This is a genomic window from Micromonospora sp. D93, from assembly GCF_018070365.1.
Classification (GTDB): Bacteria; Actinomycetota; Actinomycetes; order Mycobacteriales; family Micromonosporaceae; genus Micromonospora; species Micromonospora ureilytica.
In genome coordinates, this window is record NZ_JAGPXW010000038.1 from 23,163 (window position 1) to 43,729 (window position 20,567).

Annotated in this window: 18 protein-coding genes; 9 read left to right on the forward strand and 9 right to left on the reverse strand. The window is 71.0% G+C overall.

Annotated elements, in window-relative coordinates; genetic code table 11:
* Positions 1 to 9: 9 nt before the first annotated feature.
* The 3 genes from KBX71_RS29940 to KBX71_RS29950 form a co-directional block, all read right to left on the reverse strand.
* Positions 10 to 681: an FKBP-type peptidyl-prolyl cis-trans isomerase gene (locus KBX71_RS29940; protein ID WP_210821117.1), complete on the reverse strand. Its 672-nt coding sequence runs from the start codon at positions 679 to 681 to the stop codon at positions 10 to 12.
* A 146-nt stretch (positions 682 to 827) separates the two neighbouring features.
* Positions 828 to 1,466, reverse strand: coding sequence for a DUF4241 domain-containing protein (locus tag KBX71_RS29945; protein WP_210821118.1), 639 nt, complete (start codon positions 1,464 to 1,466; stop codon positions 828 to 830).
* 72 nt (positions 1,467 to 1,538) lie between these two features.
* Complete coding sequence (locus tag KBX71_RS29950) at positions 1,539 to 2,570, reverse strand: Ku protein (RefSeq protein ID WP_210821119.1); 1,032 nt, start codon at positions 2,568 to 2,570, stop codon at positions 1,539 to 1,541.
* Positions 2,571 to 2,655: 85 nt separating this feature from the next.
* Here KBX71_RS29950 and ligD (KBX71_RS29955) point away from each other — a divergent pair, with 85 nt between their 5' ends.
* Positions 2,656 to 3,597: a non-homologous end-joining DNA ligase gene (gene ligD, locus KBX71_RS29955; protein ID WP_210821120.1), complete on the forward strand. Its 942-nt coding sequence runs from the start codon at positions 2,656 to 2,658 to the stop codon at positions 3,595 to 3,597.
* Entirely contained in the window at positions 3,587 to 4,501 is a 915-nt protein-coding gene (gene ligD / locus KBX71_RS29960; RefSeq protein WP_210821121.1) for a non-homologous end-joining DNA ligase, read from the forward strand. Before ligD (KBX71_RS29955) ends, ligD (KBX71_RS29960) begins: the two co-directional genes overlap by 11 nt.
* A gap of 56 nt (positions 4,502 to 4,557) precedes the next feature.
* Here the strand turns inward: ligD (KBX71_RS29960) and KBX71_RS29965 are convergent, their stop codons facing one another.
* Together KBX71_RS29965 and KBX71_RS29970 are read right to left on the reverse strand one after the other, a co-directional pair.
* On the reverse strand, positions 4,558 to 6,858 hold the full coding sequence (locus tag KBX71_RS29965) for an esterase-like activity of phytase family protein (protein ID WP_210821122.1): 2,301 nt from the start codon (positions 6,856 to 6,858) through the stop codon (positions 4,558 to 4,560).
* Positions 6,859 to 6,912: 54 nt separating this feature from the next.
* Positions 6,913 to 7,950 (reverse strand): hypothetical protein, encoded by a 1,038-nt coding sequence (locus KBX71_RS29970; protein ID WP_210821123.1) that lies wholly within the window; start codon positions 7,948 to 7,950, stop codon positions 6,913 to 6,915.
* 143 nt (positions 7,951 to 8,093) lie between these two features.
* Between KBX71_RS29970 and KBX71_RS29975 the strand changes: the two genes are divergently transcribed.
* Both KBX71_RS29975 and KBX71_RS29980 read left to right on the forward strand, forming a co-directional pair.
* The gene (locus tag KBX71_RS29975) at positions 8,094 to 8,846 is read left to right on the forward strand and encodes a TIGR03089 family protein (protein WP_210821124.1); all 753 of its coding nucleotides are present in this window, start codon (positions 8,094 to 8,096) and stop codon (positions 8,844 to 8,846) included.
* 155 nt (positions 8,847 to 9,001) lie between these two features.
* Complete coding sequence (locus KBX71_RS29980; protein WP_210821125.1) at positions 9,002 to 9,697, forward strand: hypothetical protein; 696 nt, start codon at positions 9,002 to 9,004, stop codon at positions 9,695 to 9,697.
* Between the two features lie 10 nt (positions 9,698 to 9,707).
* Here the strand turns inward: KBX71_RS29980 and KBX71_RS29985 are convergent, their stop codons facing one another.
* Positions 9,708 to 10,079 (reverse strand): DUF4267 domain-containing protein, encoded by a 372-nt coding sequence (locus KBX71_RS29985; RefSeq protein WP_196928651.1) that lies wholly within the window; start codon positions 10,077 to 10,079, stop codon positions 9,708 to 9,710.
* 88 nt (positions 10,080 to 10,167) lie between these two features.
* Between KBX71_RS29985 and KBX71_RS29990 the strand changes: the two genes are divergently transcribed.
* Entirely contained in the window at positions 10,168 to 10,740 is a 573-nt protein-coding gene (locus KBX71_RS29990) for a TetR/AcrR family transcriptional regulator (protein ID WP_210821126.1), read from the forward strand.
* Between the two features lie 10 nt (positions 10,741 to 10,750).
* On the opposite strand, the gene KBX71_RS29995 is transcribed toward KBX71_RS29990, so the two are convergent.
* A complete protein-coding gene (locus KBX71_RS29995; protein WP_210821127.1) occupies positions 10,751 to 11,008 on the reverse strand; it encodes a hypothetical protein in 258 nt (85 codons plus the stop codon).
* A 471-nt stretch (positions 11,009 to 11,479) separates the two neighbouring features.
* Here KBX71_RS29995 and KBX71_RS30000 point away from each other — a divergent pair, with 471 nt between their 5' ends.
* On the forward strand, positions 11,480 to 11,689 hold the full coding sequence (locus KBX71_RS30000) for a winged helix-turn-helix domain-containing protein (protein WP_210821128.1): 210 nt from the start codon (positions 11,480 to 11,482) through the stop codon (positions 11,687 to 11,689).
* A 235-nt stretch (positions 11,690 to 11,924) separates the two neighbouring features.
* Positions 11,925 to 14,816, forward strand: a complete 2,892-nt coding sequence (locus KBX71_RS30005; protein ID WP_247684343.1) for a hypothetical protein — start codon at positions 11,925 to 11,927, stop codon at positions 14,814 to 14,816.
* Between the two features lie 94 nt (positions 14,817 to 14,910).
* Here KBX71_RS30005 and KBX71_RS30010 read toward each other — a convergent pair whose 3' ends face one another.
* Positions 14,911 to 16,590: a DNA repair helicase XPB gene (locus KBX71_RS30010; RefSeq protein ID WP_210821130.1), complete on the reverse strand. Its 1,680-nt coding sequence runs from the start codon at positions 16,588 to 16,590 to the stop codon at positions 14,911 to 14,913.
* 172 nt (positions 16,591 to 16,762) lie between these two features.
* Between KBX71_RS30010 and KBX71_RS30015 the strand changes: the two genes are divergently transcribed.
* Complete coding sequence (locus tag KBX71_RS30015) at positions 16,763 to 17,644, forward strand: L,D-transpeptidase family protein (RefSeq protein WP_210821131.1); 882 nt, start codon at positions 16,763 to 16,765, stop codon at positions 17,642 to 17,644.
* A 97-nt stretch (positions 17,645 to 17,741) separates the two neighbouring features.
* Positions 17,742 to 17,978, forward strand: coding sequence for a hypothetical protein (locus tag KBX71_RS30020; protein ID WP_196928645.1), 237 nt, complete (start codon positions 17,742 to 17,744; stop codon positions 17,976 to 17,978).
* A 29-nt stretch (positions 17,979 to 18,007) separates the two neighbouring features.
* Here the strand turns inward: KBX71_RS30020 and KBX71_RS30025 are convergent, their stop codons facing one another.
* Positions 18,008 to 20,494 (reverse strand): helicase-associated domain-containing protein, encoded by a 2,487-nt coding sequence (locus KBX71_RS30025; RefSeq protein WP_210821132.1) that lies wholly within the window; start codon positions 20,492 to 20,494, stop codon positions 18,008 to 18,010.
* Positions 20,495 to 20,567: the final 73 nt, after the last annotated feature.

A 20,567-nucleotide genomic window follows, 5' to 3' on the forward strand; every position in this document is an offset into this window, starting at 1 on the left:
CCGGACAGGTCACTGGGCGGCGAGCACGTCCACCACGAAGCGCAGCGGGCCGGTCGGACGTCCGTCGCCGGCGGCCGCTTCGTTGCCGTACGCCAGCTCGCCCGGGATGTCGAGCTGCACCCGGCTGCCCACTGTCACACCGACCAGGCCCTGGTCCCAGCCGGGGATGACCTGGCCGACGCCGATCGGGAAGGTCGCCGGCTGCCCGGCCTTCCAGGAGGAGTCGAACTCCTTGCCGTCCTTGTAGAACACCCCCACGTAGTTGGTGGTGATGTTCTGGCCCTTCTGCACGGCCGGGCCGGTGCCCTTGATCAGCGGGGTGACCGTGAGCTTCTTGAGGTCACCCGTGCCCGGCGTCACCGTCGGCTTGCTGCCCAGCGCCGGGTCGGCGCCCTCGGGCAGCTGCGGAGCGGGCGGCGCGCCGGCCTCGTCGGGGGCCGGGGCGGAGGCGGACGGGGTCGAGTCGGCCTGGGTCTTGGGCTTGTCGTCGCCCCCGCCGATCGTCACGAAGACGCCGATCAGCACCCCGACCACGGCGACGGCGGCGAGGCCGCTGGCCCACGCGTTGCGCTTGCGCCTCGCGTCGGCGGCCTTCTTCTCCGCCAACTGGGCGGCCAGGCGGCGCCCCGACTTGGTTGCCGGGCTCTGGTCCGGGCCCTTCTGCTGCGTCCGCTCGCTCACGTCGTCGACTCCCTGCTGCGAAGTGTGGCCGGCACCCGGTGCCGGGGGGAAAGCCGACGCACACGGTACCCGCACCGCGGCCTACCGTGCCGGCCGCGGACGCCTCGGATCGCCCAGCGCGACAGTTCCGGGGCTTTCCCGGGCGCCTATTCCGGGACGACCATGAAGTCGGTCACGAACGAGGTGACCCGGCCATCGGCGGCACGACCGATCCAGGTGCCGTAGCAGCCGTCGCCCCAACCCGTGGCCACGGTGACGACGTTGGCGCCGCTGGCCTCGTCCAACACGGCGCTGATCAGCCCCGGAACCGGGGACGAGGGCAGCTCGGTCGGGATGAACACCTCCTCGACCCGGTCGGAGTCCCAGCCCTCCAGGACGGCGAGCGCGGTCGGGTCGGCGAAGGTGCCGACACCGGCGTCCACCCCGTACCCGAAGTAGTCGTCCGCGCCGAGCGTGGCGACGTCCTGGTCACCCGCGACGGCCGGCTCCCAACGGATCGTCGGCTCGGTGGAGACGACCAGCTCCAGCGCGGCGACCCGTCGGTCCACCTCGGCGTCCTCCCGGAGCACCACCGCCACCCAGGCGCGGGCGGGATGCCGCCCCGGCGGCACGGTCACCGTGAACGGCTCCGCCTCCGGGCACACCAGCGGGTCACACCCGACCACGCGGCCAGTCGGCAACACGATGTCGCCCACCGGGTGAACCTCGATCACGTATCCGCCGTGCTCGTCCGTGAAGCGGGCGCCGGGCGTCAGTAACCGGTCCAGATCAGGGGTGTACGGCATGGGGGCTCCTCCGGTCGCCAGCGGCCGGCGGAGCGTACCCGGCCCGGCGGACACCGCCGCCGCTGCCGTACGTCAGGCGCTCTTGCGGGGTGCGGTCTTGCGCGCGGCGGTCTTCTTGGCCGGCTCCGCCTTCTTCGCGGCTGTCTTCTTCGCGGCGGTCTTCTTCGCCGGCTCGGCCGTCTTCTTCTCGGCCGTCTTCTTCGCGGCTGTCTTCTTCGCGGGCGCCTTGGCCGTCTTCTTCTCGGCCGCCTTCTGTGCCGACCGGGCCGACGAGATGGGCGTCGGCTCGCCGCCACCACCACCACTACTGCGGGCGGGCTGCTCGCCGCGAGCCGCCTTGGCGCGCTCCACCGAGGCCTTCAACGCGGCCATCAGGTCCACCGCCGCGGCCGGGGCCTCCTCGACCTCCTCCGGCTGGACGACCTCCCGACCCTCCACCTTGGCGTCGATGACCTCCTGCAACGCGGCCCGGTAGTCGTCGGTGAAGACGTCCGGCTCGAACTCGCCGGTCATCGAGTCGATAAGTGAGCTGGCCATGGCCAGCTCCGGCGGGCGCACCTTGAGATCCTCGTCGAGGAAGCCGAAGTCCGGGGTACGGATCTCGTCCGGCCAGAGCATGGTGTTGAGCAGCAGCACACCCTCGCGGACCCGCAGCGTGGCCAGCTGCTCCCGCTGGCGCAGCGCCACCTTGACGATGGCGACCCGCTCCGAGTCGATCAGCGCGTCGCGCAGCAGCACGTACGGCTTGGTCGCCGCGCCCTCCGGCTCGAGAAAGTACGCCTTGTTGTAGAGGATCGGGTCGACCTGCTCGGCCGGCACGAACTCCAGCACGTCGATGGCACGGGAGCTGGTCAGCGGCAGGTCGGCGAAGTCCTCGTCGGTGAGGATCACCATCTCGCCACCGCCGATGTCGTAGCCCTTGGCGATGTCGTCGTAGGTGACCTCTTCGCCGCAGACCGAGCAGGTGCGCTTGTAGCGGATCCGACCGCCGTCCTCGCGGTGCACCTGGTGGAACCGAATGTCCTTCTCCTCGGTGGCGGAGTAGAGCTTCACCCCGATCGAGACGAGCCCGAACGACACGGCTCCCTTCCAGATGGCACGCATCCTGCGCTCCCTTCCCCGGTATCGACCATGCTCGCATCCGAAAGAACCTGACGCGAGGTGTTCGGGCTGCTACTACAGTCGGGTCGTGCCCGGCGCGCCGCTCAAGCCGATGCTCGCGATGACCGGGCCGCTCCCGGCGGGTGACGGCTGGGCCTACGAGTTCAAGTGGGACGGCGTGCGCGCCCTGGCCGACATCTCCGGCGGCGGCCAGCACCTGTATGCCCGTTCCGGCGTGGAGATCACCGCCGCGTACCCGGAGCTGGCCACCCTGCCCGAGCAGGTGGACGACGCGCTGCTCGACGGCGAGGTGGTGCTGCTCGGCCAGGGCGGGCAGCCGTCGTTCACCGCGCTGGCCGAGCGGATGCACGTCCGGGACCGGAACAAGGCGGCCCGGTTGGCAGCGGTCATGCCGGTGACGTACATGATCTTCGACCTGCTCCGGTTGAACGGCGACGACCTGACCGGCTGGCCGTACGAGCGCCGCCGGGAGGCGCTGGACGCGCTCGCGCTCGGTGGCCTCCGGTGGGCGGTGCCGCCGACGTTCACCGACGGGCCGGCCACCTACGAGGCGGCCGGGGAGCACGGCCTGGAGGGTGTGATGGCCAAGCGGGTCGGGGCCGTCTACCGCCCGGGGGTGCGCTCGCCCGACTGGGTGAAGGTCAAGCTGGAGGTGACCGGCGACTTCGTCATCGGCGGTTGGCGACCGGGCGCGCGCCGGATCGGCGGGCTGCTGGTCGGGGTGCCCGGCCCGGACGGTCGGTTGATCTACCGGGGTCGGGTCGGCGGCGGGATCGGCGCGGCCATCGAGCGGCAGCTCCTGGCCGAGCTGGAGCCGCTGCGCTCCGGCGTGTCACCGTTCGCGCCGGGTGTGCCGCGCGAGGATGCGCGGGGTGCCATCTGGGTAGAACCCCTGGTGGTGGTGGAGGTGAAGTACGGCCAGCGCACCCCCGACGGCCGGCTGCGCTTCCCCCGGGTGCTGCGGCTGCGCCCGGACAAGCCTCCGGAGGAGGTCGACGATGCCGACTGAGCGGCTACGGGTGGACGTCGAGGGCCGTGCGCTGGAGCTGTCCAACCTGGACAAGGTGCTCTACCCGGCGGCCGGGTTCACAAAGGGTGAGGTGATCGACTACTACACCCGGATCTCCCCGGTGCTGCTGCCGCACCTGCGGGACCGACCGGTCACCCGGATCCGCTTCCCCAACGGGGTGGACGACAAGTCGTTCTTCGAGAAGAACAAGCCGGCCGCGACCCCGGACTGGGTGCGGGTGGAGAATCTGCCCGCGCCCGGGTCGACGAAGGGCCGGGAAACCATCGACTACGTGGTCGCCGACGACCTGCCCACCCTGGTCTGGCTGGCGAACCTGGCCGCGCTGGAGCTGCACACACCGCAGTGGAAGGTCGGCGAGGACCCGGACATGATGGTCGTCGACCTGGACCCGGGGCCGCCGGCCGGGCTCGCCGAGTGTTGCCCGGTGGCGGTCCTGATGCGCGACCGCCTCGCCGACGACGGCATCGAGTCGTACCCGAAGACCTCCGGCAAGAAGGGCATGCAGCTCTGCTGCCCGATCGCCGGCACCCAGTCGTCGGATCTCGTCTCCGACTACGCCCGGCGGATCGCCCAGGAGTTGGAGCAGGCCCAGCCCAAGCTGATCGTGTCGAAGATGGCGAAGAACCTCCGGCCGGGCAAGGTCTTCATCGACTGGAGTCAGAACAACGCGGCGAAGACCACAGTGGCGCCGTACTCGCTGCGAGCCCAGTCGGTGCCGTCGGTGTCGACGCCGCTGACCTGGGACGAGGTCGAGGCCGGCGCGCGCGGCCGGAAACCGGCCGTCCGCCAGTTCACCGCCGCCGAGGTCCTGACCCGGGTCGAGGAGTACGACGACCTGCTCGCCCCCCTGCTCGACGGCGGCCCGGAACTGCCCACCCGCTGACGGGAGTGCGGCCCGGCGTCCACGCTTGTGGACGCCGGGCCGCGTCGGCTGTCGGCTCAGCGGTGGCCGAAGACCTTGCGGCTGGAACCGAGGCGCAGGAGCACCGTCTCGCCGGTGGCGTCCTTGACCCCGTCGTTGTCGGTGATCGCGTACACCTCGCCGTTGCCGGCGACGGTCAGGCCCTCCAGCTTCTCCTGCGTCCATCCGTTGGTGGCGCGCAGCGCGGGCAGCACGTCGGCGGCGAGCCTCTTCGGCAGCACGGTCAGTGGACCTGTCGCCGCCGCACCGGGCAGCGGCACCGTGTAGATCCGCTTGACAGTGGCGGCCGGGCCGTTCAGCTTGTCCCGCTCGATGACCGCGAGCCGGTCACCGACCACTGTGATCTCGGAGAGGCCCATCCAGTCGCCGGGCACTGTGGTGGTCCCCAACCGGTACCCGAACCAACTCCAGGTGCCCGCCGCGACGTCGTAGCGGCCGAGCCGGACGATGCCGGCCGGGTCGGTGCTCAACTCCCGCTGTACGGCCACCCAGACGATCTCCCGGCCCTGCCGGTCGGTGATCGCGGTGACCCCCTCCAGGCCCTGCTTGCCGAGGCCGGCCGCGATCTCGGCGGGCAGCGCGACGGTCTGCCGGGTCACCCCGGCGGCGTCGAGCCGGACCAGCTTGTTCTCCGCGCCCTTGGCGCCCTCCACGGCGAGCCAGAAGCCGCCCTGGGAGCGGGCGAAGATGCCCTCCGCGTCGTACCCGACCGGAGCGCCGGCCGCGTCCCGTACCGGCAGCGCGCCGGTGATCACGGCTGGGGTCCGCTTCGCGTCGATGGTGAGGATGCGGGTCTGGCCGTACGCCGCGTCGGTGACGCTGTAGAGCTGGTCCCGCTTGCCCGGAACCGCGCTCAGCGCGCCGAGTGCGCCCCAACCGGTCGGGGTGCCGGCCCGGTCGGTGCCGGAGACGATGCTCGGGAACGCCGGGGTGCCCTTGCCGAGCTGGAAGAGCGACACCGAGGCCCGAACGTTCACCGAAGCGTCGTCCTCCTCACTGGAGACCGCGAGCAGCCCGCGCGACGGGATGGGAAGCAGCCCCTCCGGCCCGTTGGTGGTCGGCAGGACCTGCCGAAAGACCGGCCGGATGGGGTCGCCCAGGTCGTAGACGGCGACGAAGTTGCTCCGCTCCGATCCGACGAAGGCGTACCGGACGCCGTCGTACTCGGCGACGGCCACGCCCTCCGGCTCGGTGCCCTTCTTGGCGGCCCGGTCCTCGTTGTGCAGCCCGTACGTGACGGCGAGGCGCTCGAAGGTGTTGCCGGCGTCCCAGGCGACGCGTCCGCTGCGGCTGTCGAAGACCGACCAGCCACGGGTGCCGCCGTGCCAGTCGCCCTCGTTGGCGGTGGCGAGATAGCGGTCGTCGACCCAGGCCACCGCGTCCGGCTCGCGCGGTACGTCGGTGATACTGCCGGTCAGGTCGATGACACCGTCCCTCTTGGTGTCGATGCCGCTGATCGTGGCGGTGCCGGCGCTGAAGACCTTGGTGATCCGGCCGGTGGGCAGGTCGATCAGGGCGACGCCGTTGTTCTCCTGAAGCGTCACGGCCAACTGGTTGCGGCTGTTGATCGAGACGTACTCCGGCTCGGGGTCGGTCGGCGCGGCGAGGCCGGCCTGCGCCAGCGCGGGCAGCGCACTGCCGTCGGCCCCGGTCAGCGCGACCGGCCGCAGTCGCCAACCGGCAGGTGCCTTCCCGGCCAGGTCGACGATCTGCACGAAACCGGCGGGCGCCTGGGGCAGGTCGCCCTCCTCACCGCCGGGCGGCGTGGCCTCCTCGTCGCGCTCGTTCTCGATGGCGATCGCCGCGTACCGCTTGTCAGTGCTGATCGCGATCGAGTCGGGCTGACCGGCGAGGTCGAAGCTGGCCACCCGCTTCCGACTGGCCAGCTCGATCACGTCGAGTCGGCCGGACGGCGCTGTGTAGCTGGCGCTGGTGTTCACCACCACCAGCACGTACCTGCCGACCACGGCGACCGAGGTCGGCTCGTCCTCGGTGTTGCCGAGCTGGGCCAGAGAGATGGTGCCGAGGCCGCGCGGCCGGTCGGCACGGGAGATGTCCAGGAAGCCGATACGCCGGGCCAGCGCGTCGGTGTGGATCAGGGTGCGACCGTCCTCGCTGACCGCGGAGATCTCGGCGACCGTCGCGGTCGTCGGATCCTCGCCGGCCGGACGGTTCTGGAACACCGGGTACGTGGCGACCCGGTCGAAGACGAGCGAAGGGTGGTGGTGCGCGCCGGCCGACGCGGGGGTGGCCCCGGTCAGGCTGGCGGCGGCGACACCGGCTGCGGTGAGCGCGGTGAATGCTCTTCTGAGTGTCAAGGACTTCCTCCGTTAGGTCGTACCCGCACGGAGGCTGACAGTTGTCGGGGAGCGTCAGCTTGCGTCGACATGAACGGTCGGCGAAGCACGGCGCAGCCGCCACCAGGCACCCACGACCAGGGTGACCGTGACGACGGTGACCGCGACGTCGCCGGCCAGGGCCGCCGCCGGGCTCGCCGGGGAGTACGGCGGCACCAGGTACGCGAACGCGGAGGCCATGATCAGGCCCGCCGTGCCGGCCACGAGCACGTGCCGCGGCCCCCAACCGTTGCGGGACGACCAGTACACGATCAACCCTCCGGCGGCGGCCGCCAGCGCCAGCGCGATCGCCATCCCCGCCCAACCGGGCGTCAGGTCGGAGCCGAGGCGGACCAGGACGACCGGCAGACCCACCCAGAGCGGATGCGGCACCCGGCGGGCCCGGCGCGGGCGGGCGCGGCGCCAGCGGGGCAGCAGCGCCGTTCCGACGAGTACGAGGACCAGCACCGTGGCGAAGGACAGTTGAAGCGGGCTGGCCAGGAAGCCCTCGTCACCGTTGATGTCGGAGAAGATGAACAGGCTGCCGAGCAGGTAGATCAGACCGACGACAAGGAGACCGGGTCGGCCCAGCCACGGCCGGTGCCGGCGGTCCGCCCCGAGGAACGACTCGATGAGCACGATCGGCGCGCAGATGGTCAGCACGATGTGGTTGCCCACGTAGTCGAAGGCCTGCCGGAGGCTGAATTCGAGCCCCGGCACCAGCGTCGCCTCGGCGGCGGCCCGGGTGTCGGCGTACTGGGTGTCGTCGAGGAAGTCGGGGTTGAACAGCGACTGGTCGACCAGCCCGGCCTGGAGGACGCCGAACGCGGCAGCGAGCAGCACGATCGTCGGCCAACCCGCGCCGAGGTGCCGGGCGGTCTCCCGGATGAGGATCGCCGCACCGCCGTACATCGGCCCCAGGAAGATCAGCACCGGGAGGAAGTCGTCAATGGCGAAGCCACCCCACGAGCACTCCGCCGCCCAGGGCGCGAGCAGCAGCAATGCGATCACCGGCAGGAGCCGCCGGCGCAGTGGCAGACGCGCGGCGGCGACGGGGTCGGGTCCAATCGGCATGGGCGCTCCTCGACGGCGTCTCGGGGGTCATCTGTACCGTGCGCGGGCCACCCGGTCACCCGATACGGCCATCGGTCGGCGACCGGGGTGACCAAAGTCGTTGAGTACTGTGGTGCCGACGTCGACCCCCGGGGAGCGTGGAGATGCAGCCAACCGTCACTGCCGACCTGGCGGCCCGACCCGTCGAGGTCGAGCTTCCGCTGCTCAGCTACCGCGACGAGGCGACCGGCGAGCGCGTCGACCTGACCGCACAGCAGGTCGGCTCGTGGGCCGCCCGCAGCGCGAGCCTGCTGCGGGACGGCTGCGGGCTCGGCCCCGGCAGCCGCGTAGCGGTCCTGCTGCCTCCGCACTGGCGTACCGCCGCGGTGTTGTTGGGCGCCTGGGCCTCCGGCCTGGCGGTGTCGTTCCGACCGCGCGCCACAGCGGGCCTGGCGGTGCTCGAACCCGGCGGCGACCGGCCGTTCGACGCGGTCTTCGTGACGCCGGAGCGGCAGGATGACTGGCTGGAGGACGTGCCGGACGCGCCGCACCGCTATCTCGTCGGCACCGGGCCGGGGCAGTTGGACGACGTGCCGTTGGGCTGGTTGGACTGGTCCGTCGAGGTGCTTCGGCACGGCGACGCCGCGCCCGACCACACCGCCATCCACCCGTCGGACCCGGCCACCGCGGACGGCACCACCTATGGCCAGTGGGGTGCGCTCGCCCAGGAGTTCGCCGGGATGCTGGAGCTGCGTGCCGGTGACCGCCTGTTGGTCGACGCCGCCGAGACCGAGCAGCCGCTGAAGTGGTTGCTCGCGCCGCTCTCGGCCGGCGCTTCCGTGGTCATCAGCGCCAACCTCGACCCGTCGCGACGGGACGCGGTCGTCGCCGCCGAGCGGGTGACCCGGGTCCTCTGAGGCCGTCTCGTCACCCGTCCGGTGGAGGCCATTCGTTCCGCCTGCTCTCACGTTTCTCCTGCTCCTACGCTTCGCCGAAGACACGCGCGGTCGGGCACCGGCCACTTTTGGGCACCGGCGGAGGGCAGATGGCGTTGCGGCGTACACATCGGACTGTGGTTGCGGCGGTGGCCGGCGGCCTGCTCGCCCTCGGGGTGGTCGCGCCCGGTCCGGCGGCGGCACCGCTGCCCCGCGCGGCCCAGGCCGACGGCCCCACCGTCCCCGACCCGCGCGAGCCGCGCCCACCGCTGCTCCCCGCCGACTTCCAGGGCACCGGCCGGTACATCGTGCGTGACCTCGGCATCGACGTGCCGTTCAGCTGGCAGGGCCGGAACGGCAACAGTCAGATGACCGCCGGCGGCCCGGACCACCCGATCTGGTTCACGAACCTGATCTACGAGAACACGCTCTACACGCTCACCTACAGGTGGCCGAACATCCCGCTGTTCCCGCCCCGCGCGTGCAGCAAGATCCCCGGGTTCTTCAACCGCCAGATCTTCAACGACAAGCTGAAGACCTCCCGCTACGTGGGTCCGGAGATCCTGCAGGGTGACCAGGACCGGCACGTCGACCACTGGCGGGTCGGCGTCGTCGGCGGTTCGACAGTGCCGGGGGAGTTCTTCCGGTTCCCGCTCGCGCTCGGCGACATCTACGTCGACCAGCGGGACCCGAGCCGCTGGTGGCAGGTGTTGCAGTTCGGCCTACAGAACCTCTTCGACCCGGAGCTGGACGAGTGGTTCACGATGCAGACGTTCGACCACCGCCCCGGCGAGGTCACCCTCCCCGACCGCTGCCCACCCCCCACGTCGTGACCCGCGCTGGTCACAGGGCGAACAGCAGGGCGGCGTCGAGGAGGACCACTACGGCGGTGGCGAAGTGGATGCCGAAGGCGACGGCCTTCGTTCCACCGTTCCGCAGCACGATGACGGTGTCGCCCAGCGGGACGAGCGCGACGACCAGCATGAACCACGCGACCGCGTCGGCGGTGGTGAAGGCGATCAGGGTGAGGCCGAGCAGCCCGAAGGTGAGGTCCTTCAGGCCCTTGACCGTCAGGTAGGCGGGATCGCCGTCCGGCCGGGCCGGAACGCCGTACCCCGCAGCTGCGGCCTGGGGCACCAGCAGGAACCGCAGACCGATAAAGGCAACGAAAAGACTGAGTACGACGGCGAGGCCGTAGGCGAGGGGTGCCAGCATGAGTCTGCTCCAATTCCTAGCGGCGCTAGATGTGAGAGCGACGCTAGCAGAGCATCGCCAGGATCGCTAGCGGTGCTAGGATCCTGTCATGTCGACACAGGCGCGCCGGCAGCGTGAGCGGGCTGAGCGGGAGCAGGCGATCATCAGCGCGGCACGGGACCTGGCGTTGGCAGAAGGCTGGGACGCGGTAACCACCCGGCGGCTCGCCGCCGAAATCGAGTACAGCCAGCCCGTCCTCTACAGCCACTTCAAGGGCAAGGACGCCATCATGGCGGCGGTAGCCGTCGAGGGCTTCGCCGAGTTGGCCAACGCCGTGGCCACGGCCCGAGCCTCGGCCGCCAGTCCCCGGCAGGCGGTCGCCGACGTGGCAGCCGCGTACGTCGCGTTCGCCCAGCAGCGGCCCGCGATCTACGACGCGATGTTCACCCTCGCCGTGGACCTGCCGTTCGCCACTCAGGACGTCCCGACGGACCTGGCCCGAGGCTTCGCCGAACTGTCCGAGACAGTGCGCCCGGTCGTTGGGGACGACGACCTGGAGACGGTCACCGAAACCTTCTGGGCCGGCCTGCACGGGCTGGTCACGCTGATGCGCAGCGGCCGACTCCGACGCGCCGGCCACGACCACCGGCTCTCGGTCCTGGTGGACCGCTTCTCCCCGTGAGCGTTGCCGATCAGGGCTGACCCGGTCGTCGCCCGCACGGCGCGAGGTGGTCGACCGGTAGGGCGCACCGCGCACCGCCGGGCAGTGGCCGATCACAGAAGACCCAATGTCGTACGCCCTGCTGGTCCTCCGCCGAGACGGTCACCCCGCCCGGCTCGACCCGCGCGCTGAGCCGGACCAGCACCCGAGCGGCGGTACGCGCGAAGATCCGGGCGCGCAGCAGGTCAGGCGCGGTGATCGGCAGGTGGATCACCCAGCGGTCGGTCATCGGTAGCGGCGCCGTTCGAAGATCTGCCAGGGCTGCGGCGACTCTTCCCACCCTGTTGTCGGAGGTGGCTCGTCGCGTCGGCTCGCAGGCCGACGGGTCTGGTTGCGCACGGTGGTTGCCCTTCGTCGGATGGGATCGACGTGGAGGGGCGGCCTCCGCCGGTTGCGCTCGGCGGAGACCGCCCACCTGCGGCCGTTCGGGGGTACGGCAGCGGGTCCGCGCGGGGGAGCGCGGCGGGTGGGGCCCTGAACAGCGATGCGTGACCAGTACGAGAAGCGCCAACCGACCGCAGCGGCACCGCATCACCGAGAGCGACGCTACCGATACTGAGTCACCTATGTCAACAACGTCTCCGAGTTATCTACCCACCTATGTCACTCGCGCTACATACGTTGCCTGCGTCGAAGCGGCTGATCAATACTGGGCGAGCCAACCGACTGCAAGGGGCTCCACGTGCCTATCCCGCCCACAATGGACGAGCTGCTCGACGACCTCCTAAAGAAGATCAAGGATGGGACGTATCCGCCTGGGTCGCAACTCCCGTCCGGGCGGGTGCTGGCAGATGAATACGACGTCTCCCAGTCCACGATCAGCCGGGCGGTGGCGAGACTGCGTGGCGACGGTGTGCTGGTGGGTCGTCCAGGTCGAGGGGTCTTCGTCGCCGAGTCCCGACGGCGCTGAGCGGGTGCTCGCGCCCGACGGCTGATCGACTCGGAATTCGCCAAACCGTGGCATCGAAGTGCCCCGGACGGCCCGACTTGCGGGAAGTCGAGTCGATCAGCGTTTACCGTCCGGTCGGCGACAGAGCGGGATTTCGGGACGTGAACGCTTGGCGCGTATCGATACTCTCGCGAATGGGATGGCGAGGCGCGCCATTCTCGTCCGGGGGGACACAATGGTCGAGCGCGTACGAAGAATGCTGGCCGCAGCAATGGGGATCATGCTCGGAGCGAGCCTGGTCACCGTCACCGCCAGTCCGGCACAGGCCGATGAACAGTTGGACCTGCGGAAGTCCGGTTGGGCCTACACAGATTCATATCTACCGAAAAAGTCGTTCGTCAACCCTGCCGGAGACGCGCCGATCGGCGCCTGGGCAGATGCGCGGGGCAACAAGCACAGGTCGCGGTCCTACTTCACCTTCGACGTCTCGCGCTTTCGCAAGGCAATTGTCCACCGGGCCGATCTGATCATCGGCGAGCGATCGGCTGCCGACTGCGCGGCGGCTCAGCCGATCCAGCTCTGGCGGACCGATCCGATCAAGACGACCACGAGTTGGGAGTCGGAGCCGCGCCGGCGCGAACTCATCGGCACCATCCTGGCCGGTGGCTCGGCCACCTGTCCCGGCTATCTGGTCTGGGACATCAGGCCGGCCCTGCAGAGGCTGGCCGATCAGGACAAGCAGACCCTGACCGTCGAGATCTCCGTGCCGCACGGCGACGAGGGCAAGCTCTCGCACGGCCGCAAGCTCCATCCGTACCCAGTGATCCGCAGTGATGTCAACCACGCCCCGACTGTCGAACAGCTCGGGCTCGAATGGCCATCCTGGTCCTGCGGCACCAAGAAGAACCCACAACCGGTCGGCCCGCGCAGCTACACCTTCATGCTCCGGGGCGCGGATGCGGACAGCAGTGACGCGTACCTCAACGCGCAGTTCGCCGCCTGGCCGGTCGGCCACGAGGACCAGCGGTCCGAGCAGCCCGGCTCCAGTTACGGGAGCACCCTCGCCAAGGTCCCCTGGGAGATGTCGCAGTACCCGCACGGGACAGTTGTGGCGTGGACCGCTCGCGCCTTTGACGGTCAGGACTACTCGAAGTGGGCTCAGCCCTGCTACGTGAAGGTGGACGGGCAGCGACCGGCCCCGCCCGTGGTGACCTCGACGAAATACCCGGACGACGGCCAACCCCATGGCGGCTCCGGGGTGCCGGGCACGTTCGTCTTCACGGCGAACGGGTCGTCGGACGTGGTCGGCTACTACTGGGGACGCTACGGCGAGACGTACAGCTACCTTGCCGCTCCCGCACCCGGCGCGAACGTCACGCTCGAATACACGCCCACCTCCTACAACGAGACCCTGAGCGTGCGCAGTGTGGACAGCGCGTCGAACTCCTCCGAGGTGACCGACTACCAGTTCGCCGTGCGATCCACCGCACCGCAGGTGCAGGTGACGGTCGGTGGTGTCGGCCTGGCGAGTCAACTGGCGATCTCGACAAACGTCGAGGGGGTCACCGAGTTCGGCTACACGATCGGTGGTGGCGACGAGACCAGGGTCCCGGCGAGCAACGACGGCACCACCGAAGTCCCTGTGACGTTCCCGCAGGCTGGTTCCATCCGGCTTGAGGTGCGCAGTTACGTCGGCACCGAGTTCGTCGGCGCGTACACCGGGGAGGTGTTAGTCCGCGACACCCCGCTCGTGGAGTCGGCCGACTTCGCCTTCCCCGACCACAACGGTGTCGTGGGTCGTCCGGGCAGCTTCACCTTCCGACCCGGCCGGGTCGGGGTGGTGGCGTACGAGTACGGGTTGCTCTACGGCGAGATGCAACGCATCGACGCGGCAGCGGACGGCACCGCGGCGCTGAACTGGACGCCGGCCGACCCGGGCTGGCACACGTTCATGGTGCGCAGCATCAGCGCCGACGGCACCGTCTCGGAAATCGTCCAGTACGAGTTCAACGTCATCGACACGAAGCCGAGCGTCTACTCGCAGACCTATTACGAGTACGGCGCCTGGGGCGGCGTGGGTATCCCCGGTGAGTTCCACATCAGCACCGCGATGCCGAACGTGGACGTCTTCGTCTATCGGTACAACGACGGGCCCGAGCAGGTCCTCGACCAGGTCGACAACGAGGCTCGGTTGACCCTCGCCCCGGATCGCTCCGGCAGCAACACGCTGGCGGTGTGGACGCGCTTCCTGGACGGGTCCTTCTCGCCGACGCGGGCCTACACGTTCGAGGTCAGTGACGCACCTGTGGTGACGTCGAGTGTTTACCCCGAGAGCGGCTCCGCCGGCCAGCCGGGCCAGCCGGGCCAGTTCACCTTCAACCCGGGCCGCTCCGACGTGGTGGAGTACCGCTACCTGGTGGACTACAACGGCGAAGAGCAGGTCGTGGCCGCCGGGCCCGACGGTCGGGCCACGATCGAGATCACGCCGCCGCATCCTGGGAGCACCGTGTTGACAGTGACCAGCCGGGCGGCGGACGGCACGGCCAGCGCGCAGCGGCGGTACGAGTTCCGGGTACGCGATCCGCGCGTGAACGTGCACAGCGGCTACGACGAGTACACGGCCATCGGCGGGATCGGTGCGATCGGCAGGTTCTCGGTCTACACGGAGATCGGCGAGGTGACGACCTTCGAGTACCAGCTCAATGGCGGCACCTGGCAGAGCGTGCCGAAGACCCCCAACTCGCTGGGCACCGACATCATGCTGACGATGGATCGCAACGGGGCGAACGTCTTCTCGGTGCGGGGCCGAACCGAGGCGGGGGAATACACGCCACAGACGGACTACCCGTTCCTGGTCGGCACGGCGCCGCTCGTGTCCTCGGTGACCTACCCGGCCAATGAGTGGGGCGGCGGCGTCGGCGTGCCGGGTGACTTCACCTTCACCCAGGGCTCTCCGGGCGTCGTCGAATTCGAGTACACGGTCGACGACGGGCCGGCGGTGCTGGTCGCGGCGAATGCTGCCGGAGTCGCCACCGCGAGCTACGCGCCGATCGCGACAAGCTTCCAGACCATGAGGGTGCGCGGACGCACAGCTGACGGCGTGTGGACCGACACGACGAGCTACCACTTCCTGGTCAACTCGGCCTGAGTGCAGGTCGACTCCATATCGGCGACGGCGCGGCGTCGAAATGCCGTGGGCGCTGCGACATCGCCGATATGGAGTCGATCGAGCGGCGCGCGGGTCAGTCGAGGGACGGCAGCGACGGGCCGAGGACGTCGTCGGCGTCGATGATCGTGTACGCGTACCCCTGCTCGGCGAGGAAGCGCTGTCGGTGTGCCGCGTACTCGGTGTCGATCGTGTCCCGGGACACCACAGTGTAGAAGTGCGCCTGCCGGCCGTCGGCCTTCGGCCGGAGCACCCGCCCCAACCGCTGCGCCTCCTCCTGCCGCGACCCGAACGTCCCCGACACCTGGATCGCGACCGCCGCCTCGGGCAGGTCGATGGAGAAGTTGCCGACCTTCGAGATCACCAGGGTGCGGATCTCTCCGGTGCGGAACGCGTCGAAGAGCCGCTCCCGCTCCTTGTTGGTGGTCGAGCCCTGGATGATCGGCGCGTCCAGGTATTCGCCGAGCTGGTGCAGCTGATCGATGTACGCGCCGATCACCAGCACCTGGTCGTCCGGGTGCCGGTCGACAAGCGCCTTGACCACCGGCAGCTTGGTGCGGGCGGTGGCCGCCATCCGGTAGCGCTCCTCGGCCTCCGCAGTCGCGTACGACATCCGCTCCGCGTCGGTCAGGGTCACCCGGACCTCGGTGCACTCCGCCGGGGCGATCCAGCCCTGCGACTCGATGTCCTTCCACGGCGCGTCGTACCGCTTCGGGCCGATGAGGCTGAACACGTCACCCTCGCGGCCGTCCTCGCGTACCAGAGTCGCAGTGAGGCCCAGCCGGCGGCGGGCCTGGAGGTCCGCGGTGAACCGGAAGATCGGCGCGGGCAGCAGGTGCACCTCGTCGTAGACGACCAGGCCCCAGTCGCGGGCCCCGAAGAGGTCCAGGTGTGTGAACGTGCCGCCGCGCCGCGAGGTGAGCACCTGGTACGTGGCGATGGTGACCGGGCGGATCTCCTTGCGCTCGCCGGAGTACTCGCCGATCTCCTCCTCGGTCAGCGACGTGCGGGCGATCAGCTCCCGCTTCCACTGCCGGCCGGCGACAGTGTTGGTGACCAGGATCAGGGTGGTCGCCTTCGCCTCGGCCATCGCCGCCGCGCCGACCAGGGTCTTGCCGGCGCCGCAGGGCAGCACCACCACCCCCGACCCGCCGGCCCAGAACGCCTCGACGGCCTCCCGCTGGTACGAGCGCAGCGTCCACGGCTTGCGCCCGTCCTTGCCGGCCTCGGCCAGCTCGATCGGGTGCGCCTCACCGTCGACGTAACCGGCCAGGTCCTCCGCCGGCCAGCCCAGCTTGAGCAGCGCCTGCTTGAGCCGGCCGCGCTCGGACGGGTGCACCCGGATGGTGTCGTCGTCGATCTTGTCGCCGAGCATCCCGGCGAGCTTCTTGCTCTTGGCCACCTCGATCAGCACCAGCCGGTCCAGTGCGCGCAGCACCAGCCCGTACGCCGGGTCGTTGGCGAGCTGAAGTCGGCCGTACCGGTCCATCGTGTCGGCCACGTCCACCAGCAGCGCGTGCGGCACCGGGTAGCGGGAGTACTTGAGCAGCGAGTCCACGACACCCTCGGCGTCGTGCCCCGCGGCGCGGGCGTTCCACAGACCCAGCGGGGTCAGGCGGTAGGTGTGCACGTGCTCCGGCGAGCGTTCCAGCTCCGCGAACGGCGCGATCGCCATCCGGCAGGCCTGCGCGTCGGGGTGGTCGATCTCCAGCAGCAGGGTCTTGTCCGACTGCACGATCAGTGGTCCACCGCTCACGCCAGCGTCCTCTCCTCGGTTGGCCGTCCGGCCGGGACGGGTCGCATACCCGCCGCTGGCCGACCATCCAGTGTTGCACGATGCGGGACGACGGAAGAAAGATGCTCACCGGCCGCAACCGTGACGGCACTCACGAACGTCTAGTAAAGGGACGACTGTCTGGGGAGGTGCCATGGAGCATGTCCGGATTACTTCCCGGCTGGTCACCCTTGTGGTGGTCGTGCTGGTCGGCGCGGGTGCGTGCGCGTTCGATCCGCAGTCCGGCGGGAGTGGTGGCGGGGGAGCCGCCCCAGCCGGTGCGGCGGAACAGGCAACGGGGGCGAGCGACACGTCCGGGCCGGACCAGCACGGCCGGCCCACGCCGGCCGTGCCCACCCCGAAACCCTCCCGGAAACCCACGCCGAAGCCGACCCGCACGGCAGCACCCACGACGACCCCCGGCACCGGTACGCCGACAGTCGCCGGCTGCCCCCAGGGGCAGCACCAGCGCGCGGTGGAGACCCACCTGGCCCGGTTGGGCGGGTTCGGGGCGGTGACCGTGGACGGTCGGCAGTCCGCCGCCGACTGCGCCGCGATCAAGAAGTTCCAGAAGAGGTACGGCATCCGCCCCGTCGAGGGTCGCGCCGGACCGACCACCCTCGACGTGGCCCAGCGCCTCGTCACCACCGACACGACCCGCTGCAAGGCCGGCACCGGCACCACGTTCTGCGTGGACCTGACCCGGCAGACCGTCTGGGCGCTCCGCGGCGGCAAGGTGATCATGGCGCCGACGGTGACCCGCACCGGCATGTCCGGCTACCGCACCCCGGCCGGCACGTACGCCGTCAACTACCGCAACCCCAAGGAGTGGTCCAACCCGTACGAGGTGTGGCTGCCGTACTGGCAGCACTTCACCCAGGGGATGGGCTTCCACGAGACCACCACCTACCTGCACGAGAAGTCGATCGGCTCGCACGGGTGCGTCAACCTCCTGCACGCCGACGCCGTCCGGATGTGGGAGCTCGGAAAGGTCGGCACCCGGGTCGTGCTGATCGGCCGGCGCCCCGGCACCTGAGCGACACGTACCGAATCACGGCGGTAACCCCCTGTCCGACCGGACTTTCGAGTGTCACCCTGGGAGTCCAGGGCCGGACCGGGCGGGGAGGCTGGGCATGACGGTCGACCGTGACGTGATCGCGGAGCACGAGCAAGCATCACCCGACGAGGTGTCCCGAGCGACAGTGATCGCGTACGCCGTCGCCGCGACGCTCCTCCTCGGGTGGTTCCTCTTCGGCTGGCTGGTGCTCCAGCAGGGCTTCGTCGACTCGGTCGGGGAGTCCGCCGGCGCCGGCTTCGCGCTGCTGCTGATCATCTCGGTGGTCGGCACCGTACGCCGTAGCCGCCGCTGACCCACAGCGCCCGCGCGGGGCGCCGCCGGTCAGTCCGCCACCACCGCCGCGGTGATCCGGTGCAGCGCGAACGTGTGCAGCATCTCGGTCCGTTCGTCCTCGGCCCGCAGGTAGCCGGCACCGATCGAGACCGGCTTGAGCAGGCGCGACGCGGTTGCCCCGTGCGCGTCGACGTAACCGACCCAGACCAGCGCCTTGTCCCGGACCGCCTGCTGGAGCACCGCCAGGGCCTCGCTGTGGGTGTGCGCCGGCACCGGGCCGCCACCCAGCCCCGGCGCGCCGCCGCGCACCACCGCCGGTGCCCGTCGGGCCGCCCGCGCCGCCGCGTCACCGCGCCGGATGTGCTCCACCACGCCGAGCAGCCGGGGCATCGGCAGCTTCGGGGCGGCCAGCGGGTCGATCGTCCGAGTCGTCACCGACACCCGGGGCGGGGCACGCCGGATTCGCGGCCGGGCCAGCACTGTGCTGCCGGTGCCGTCCTCCTGCACCGGGGCGTACCCCACGTCGCGAAGCGCGCCCAGCAGCCGACCAACCTGATACTGCGTGCACAGCACCGTCGGGGCGAGCCGGCGCAGCGCCAACGACTCCAGCCGCCGGTCGGCCAGCACCTCGCTGATCAGCGTCTCGTCGTCGCTGCGCAGGTACGCCCCGGCCAGGCCGACCCGTAGACCACCGTGCTTACGGGCCACGTCGTCGATCAGGTAGGTGAGTCCCTGCGGGACCGGGGTACGCGACCGGCGCCGGAACACGTCGTGCAGGTCGTTGGCCGTGTAGCCGGAATCCAGTGCCCGCCGCACGCTAGCCGTGGTCACCCGGTGCACGCTGGCCCCGCCGGCCGACTCGAGCTCGGTCATCGCCTCCAGCTCGACGGCGAGCGCCGGCTCGGGTGGGCCGGGCACCACCACGGTCAGATCGGCCTGCACCAGGAAGTGGTCGACCGGTGCGGGCAGCAACGCGTCCAACGCCCGGGCGGCACTGGACGGGTCGCCGCTCTCGACGTCCGCGTGCACGCCCAGCGGGTCGTCGCCGCCCCGCTCGTCGGCCGACGTCAGGTCACCGAGCAGCAGCCGACCGTACGAGGTGAGCGCCCCCAAACCCGTCACGCCCAGCTGTGCGGCCTCGGCCAACACCTCCCGGTGGGCGGCGTCCCGGCCCCGGCTGCGGCGTGGGGCCCGCCAGTCCAGCAGGTCCTGCACCTCCTCCGGGGTGGGCGCCGTCGCCGGCTCCAGATCGACGAGTACGCCGAGCACCGCACGTCGGGTGGCCGGCACGCTGGCCCGTTCGGCCTCGGCGGAGAGCGCGGTGATCGGCCGGTCCCGGTCGTCACGGCGGCCGACCAGCCCCACCTGCCGGGTCATTGTCAGCCAGGCTCGGGCGAGCTGCTCCCACCGTTGGGCCAGCGAGGCGGCCCGCCACACCTCGTACCCGCCGGTCGGCAGAACCTGCTGATCCGCCCCGTACCGGCCGGTGACCGAACCGGGCATCTCCAGCTCACCGACGAGCCCTGCCGCGTACGCGACCTCCAGCAGCAGCGCCGTGGTCGGTTCGTCCAGCCCGGCGGTACGCGCCAACCGGCGCAGATCCCGCACACCGATGCCGCCCGAACGCAGCACCGGCGCGGGTTCGTCGGCGAGCTGCTCCAGCAGCCCCTCGGTGTGCCGGACCACCTCCATGGTCTGCCCGACCCCGGCCGAGTCGACCGCCTTCGGCTCGCGCGGTGCGGCGGCCACCTGCGGTGGGCTGGTGCGCAGCGGCCCGAGCGGACCGCTGTCGCGGCGCAGCAGCAGGCCGACCTCGCGGGGCAACTCCACAGTTCCGCTGGCCGTGGACGAGCCGGTCGTCACGGGGACCAGCAGCCGGTTGTCGACGAGCCACCGCACCGGGGAGCCGGTCGGCGCGCCACCGTTGGTCGGGTCGGTGAGGACCGGGTCCTCCGCGCCGAGCGGCGGCGCCTGCAACGCCCCCGGCGGCACGCTGCCCACCGGCGGGCCGGCCGCCAACCGGTCCAGGATCGCCCGAGCGGAGGGCGGGGCGGCGAGCACCGTCCGTCGGAGCTTCGCCGGGTCCGCGCAGAGCGCCGCCGTGCGCGGGTCCAGGTCCGCGGCGGGCCGGCCGAGCCCAGCGGGGTGCGGGGAGACTTCGTCGACGGCGGGCACCACCTGGAGCGCGTGCTCCGGGCCGTACAGCAGGAAGAGCGCACGCAGTCGGCCCACGGCGGCCCGGACGGCCGTCGGAGCCGGCGGTTGCGGCCCGGCGGTCGCCATCGCGAGCACGCTGTCGGTGGCCGTGGTGGCGTCGTCCGGATTTCGGGTGAGGCGGGCGGCGTCGAGGATCTGGAGGGTGAACTGGTCCAGACCGTCCAGCGCGCGGGCCACGGAGACCCGGGACTGGGCCCGGATGGCCAGGGCGGAGACGTCGGCCGGCACGGGCACGACGAGGTCGGGCCGCAGCTGGAGGAGCGCGGCCAGTGACTCGTCGGGCAGCGACCGCAGGTGGTCGGCGAGTGAGGTGGTCATCGTCTTTCCACGCTAGCCCGGCACCGGGCTTCCGCGCCCCTCGGACGTCCGGCCGACTGGGAGTAGCCGGTAC

What these genes read in the sequence shown, in the direction of transcription:
- KBX71_RS29945 (WP_210821118.1), bottom strand. Translation starts at nt 1,466, where the DNA reads ATGCCGTACACCCCTGATCTGGACCGGTTACTGACGCCCGGCGCCCGC.
- KBX71_RS29950 (WP_210821119.1), bottom strand. Translation starts at nt 2,570, where the DNA reads ATGCGTGCCATCTGGAAGGGAGCCGTGTCGTTCGGGCTCGTCTCGATC.
- ligD (WP_210821121.1), top strand. Translation starts at nt 3,587, where the DNA reads ATGCCGACTGAGCGGCTACGGGTGGACGTCGAGGGCCGTGCGCTGGAG.
- KBX71_RS29970 (WP_210821123.1), bottom strand. Translation starts at nt 7,950, where the DNA reads ATGCCGATTGGACCCGACCCCGTCGCCGCCGCGCGTCTGCCACTGCGC.
- KBX71_RS29975 (WP_210821124.1), top strand. Translation starts at nt 8,094, where the DNA reads ATGCAGCCAACCGTCACTGCCGACCTGGCGGCCCGACCCGTCGAGGTC.
- KBX71_RS29985 (WP_196928651.1), bottom strand. Translation starts at nt 10,079, where the DNA reads ATGCTGGCACCCCTCGCCTACGGCCTCGCCGTCGTACTCAGTCTTTTC.
- KBX71_RS29990 (WP_210821126.1), top strand. Translation starts at nt 10,168, where the DNA reads ATGTCGACACAGGCGCGCCGGCAGCGTGAGCGGGCTGAGCGGGAGCAG.
- KBX71_RS29995 (WP_210821127.1), bottom strand. Translation starts at nt 11,008, where the DNA reads ATGACCGACCGCTGGGTGATCCACCTGCCGATCACCGCGCCTGACCTG.
- KBX71_RS30000 (WP_210821128.1), top strand. Translation starts at nt 11,480, where the DNA reads ATGGACGAGCTGCTCGACGACCTCCTAAAGAAGATCAAGGATGGGACG.
- KBX71_RS30005 (WP_247684343.1), top strand. Translation starts at nt 11,925, where the DNA reads ATGCTGGCCGCAGCAATGGGGATCATGCTCGGAGCGAGCCTGGTCACC.
- KBX71_RS30015 (WP_210821131.1), top strand. Translation starts at nt 16,763, where the DNA reads ATGGAGCATGTCCGGATTACTTCCCGGCTGGTCACCCTTGTGGTGGTC.
- KBX71_RS30020 (WP_196928645.1), top strand. Translation starts at nt 17,742, where the DNA reads ATGACGGTCGACCGTGACGTGATCGCGGAGCACGAGCAAGCATCACCC.
- KBX71_RS30025 (WP_210821132.1), bottom strand. Translation starts at nt 20,494, where the DNA reads ATGACCACCTCACTCGCCGACCACCTGCGGTCGCTGCCCGACGAGTCA.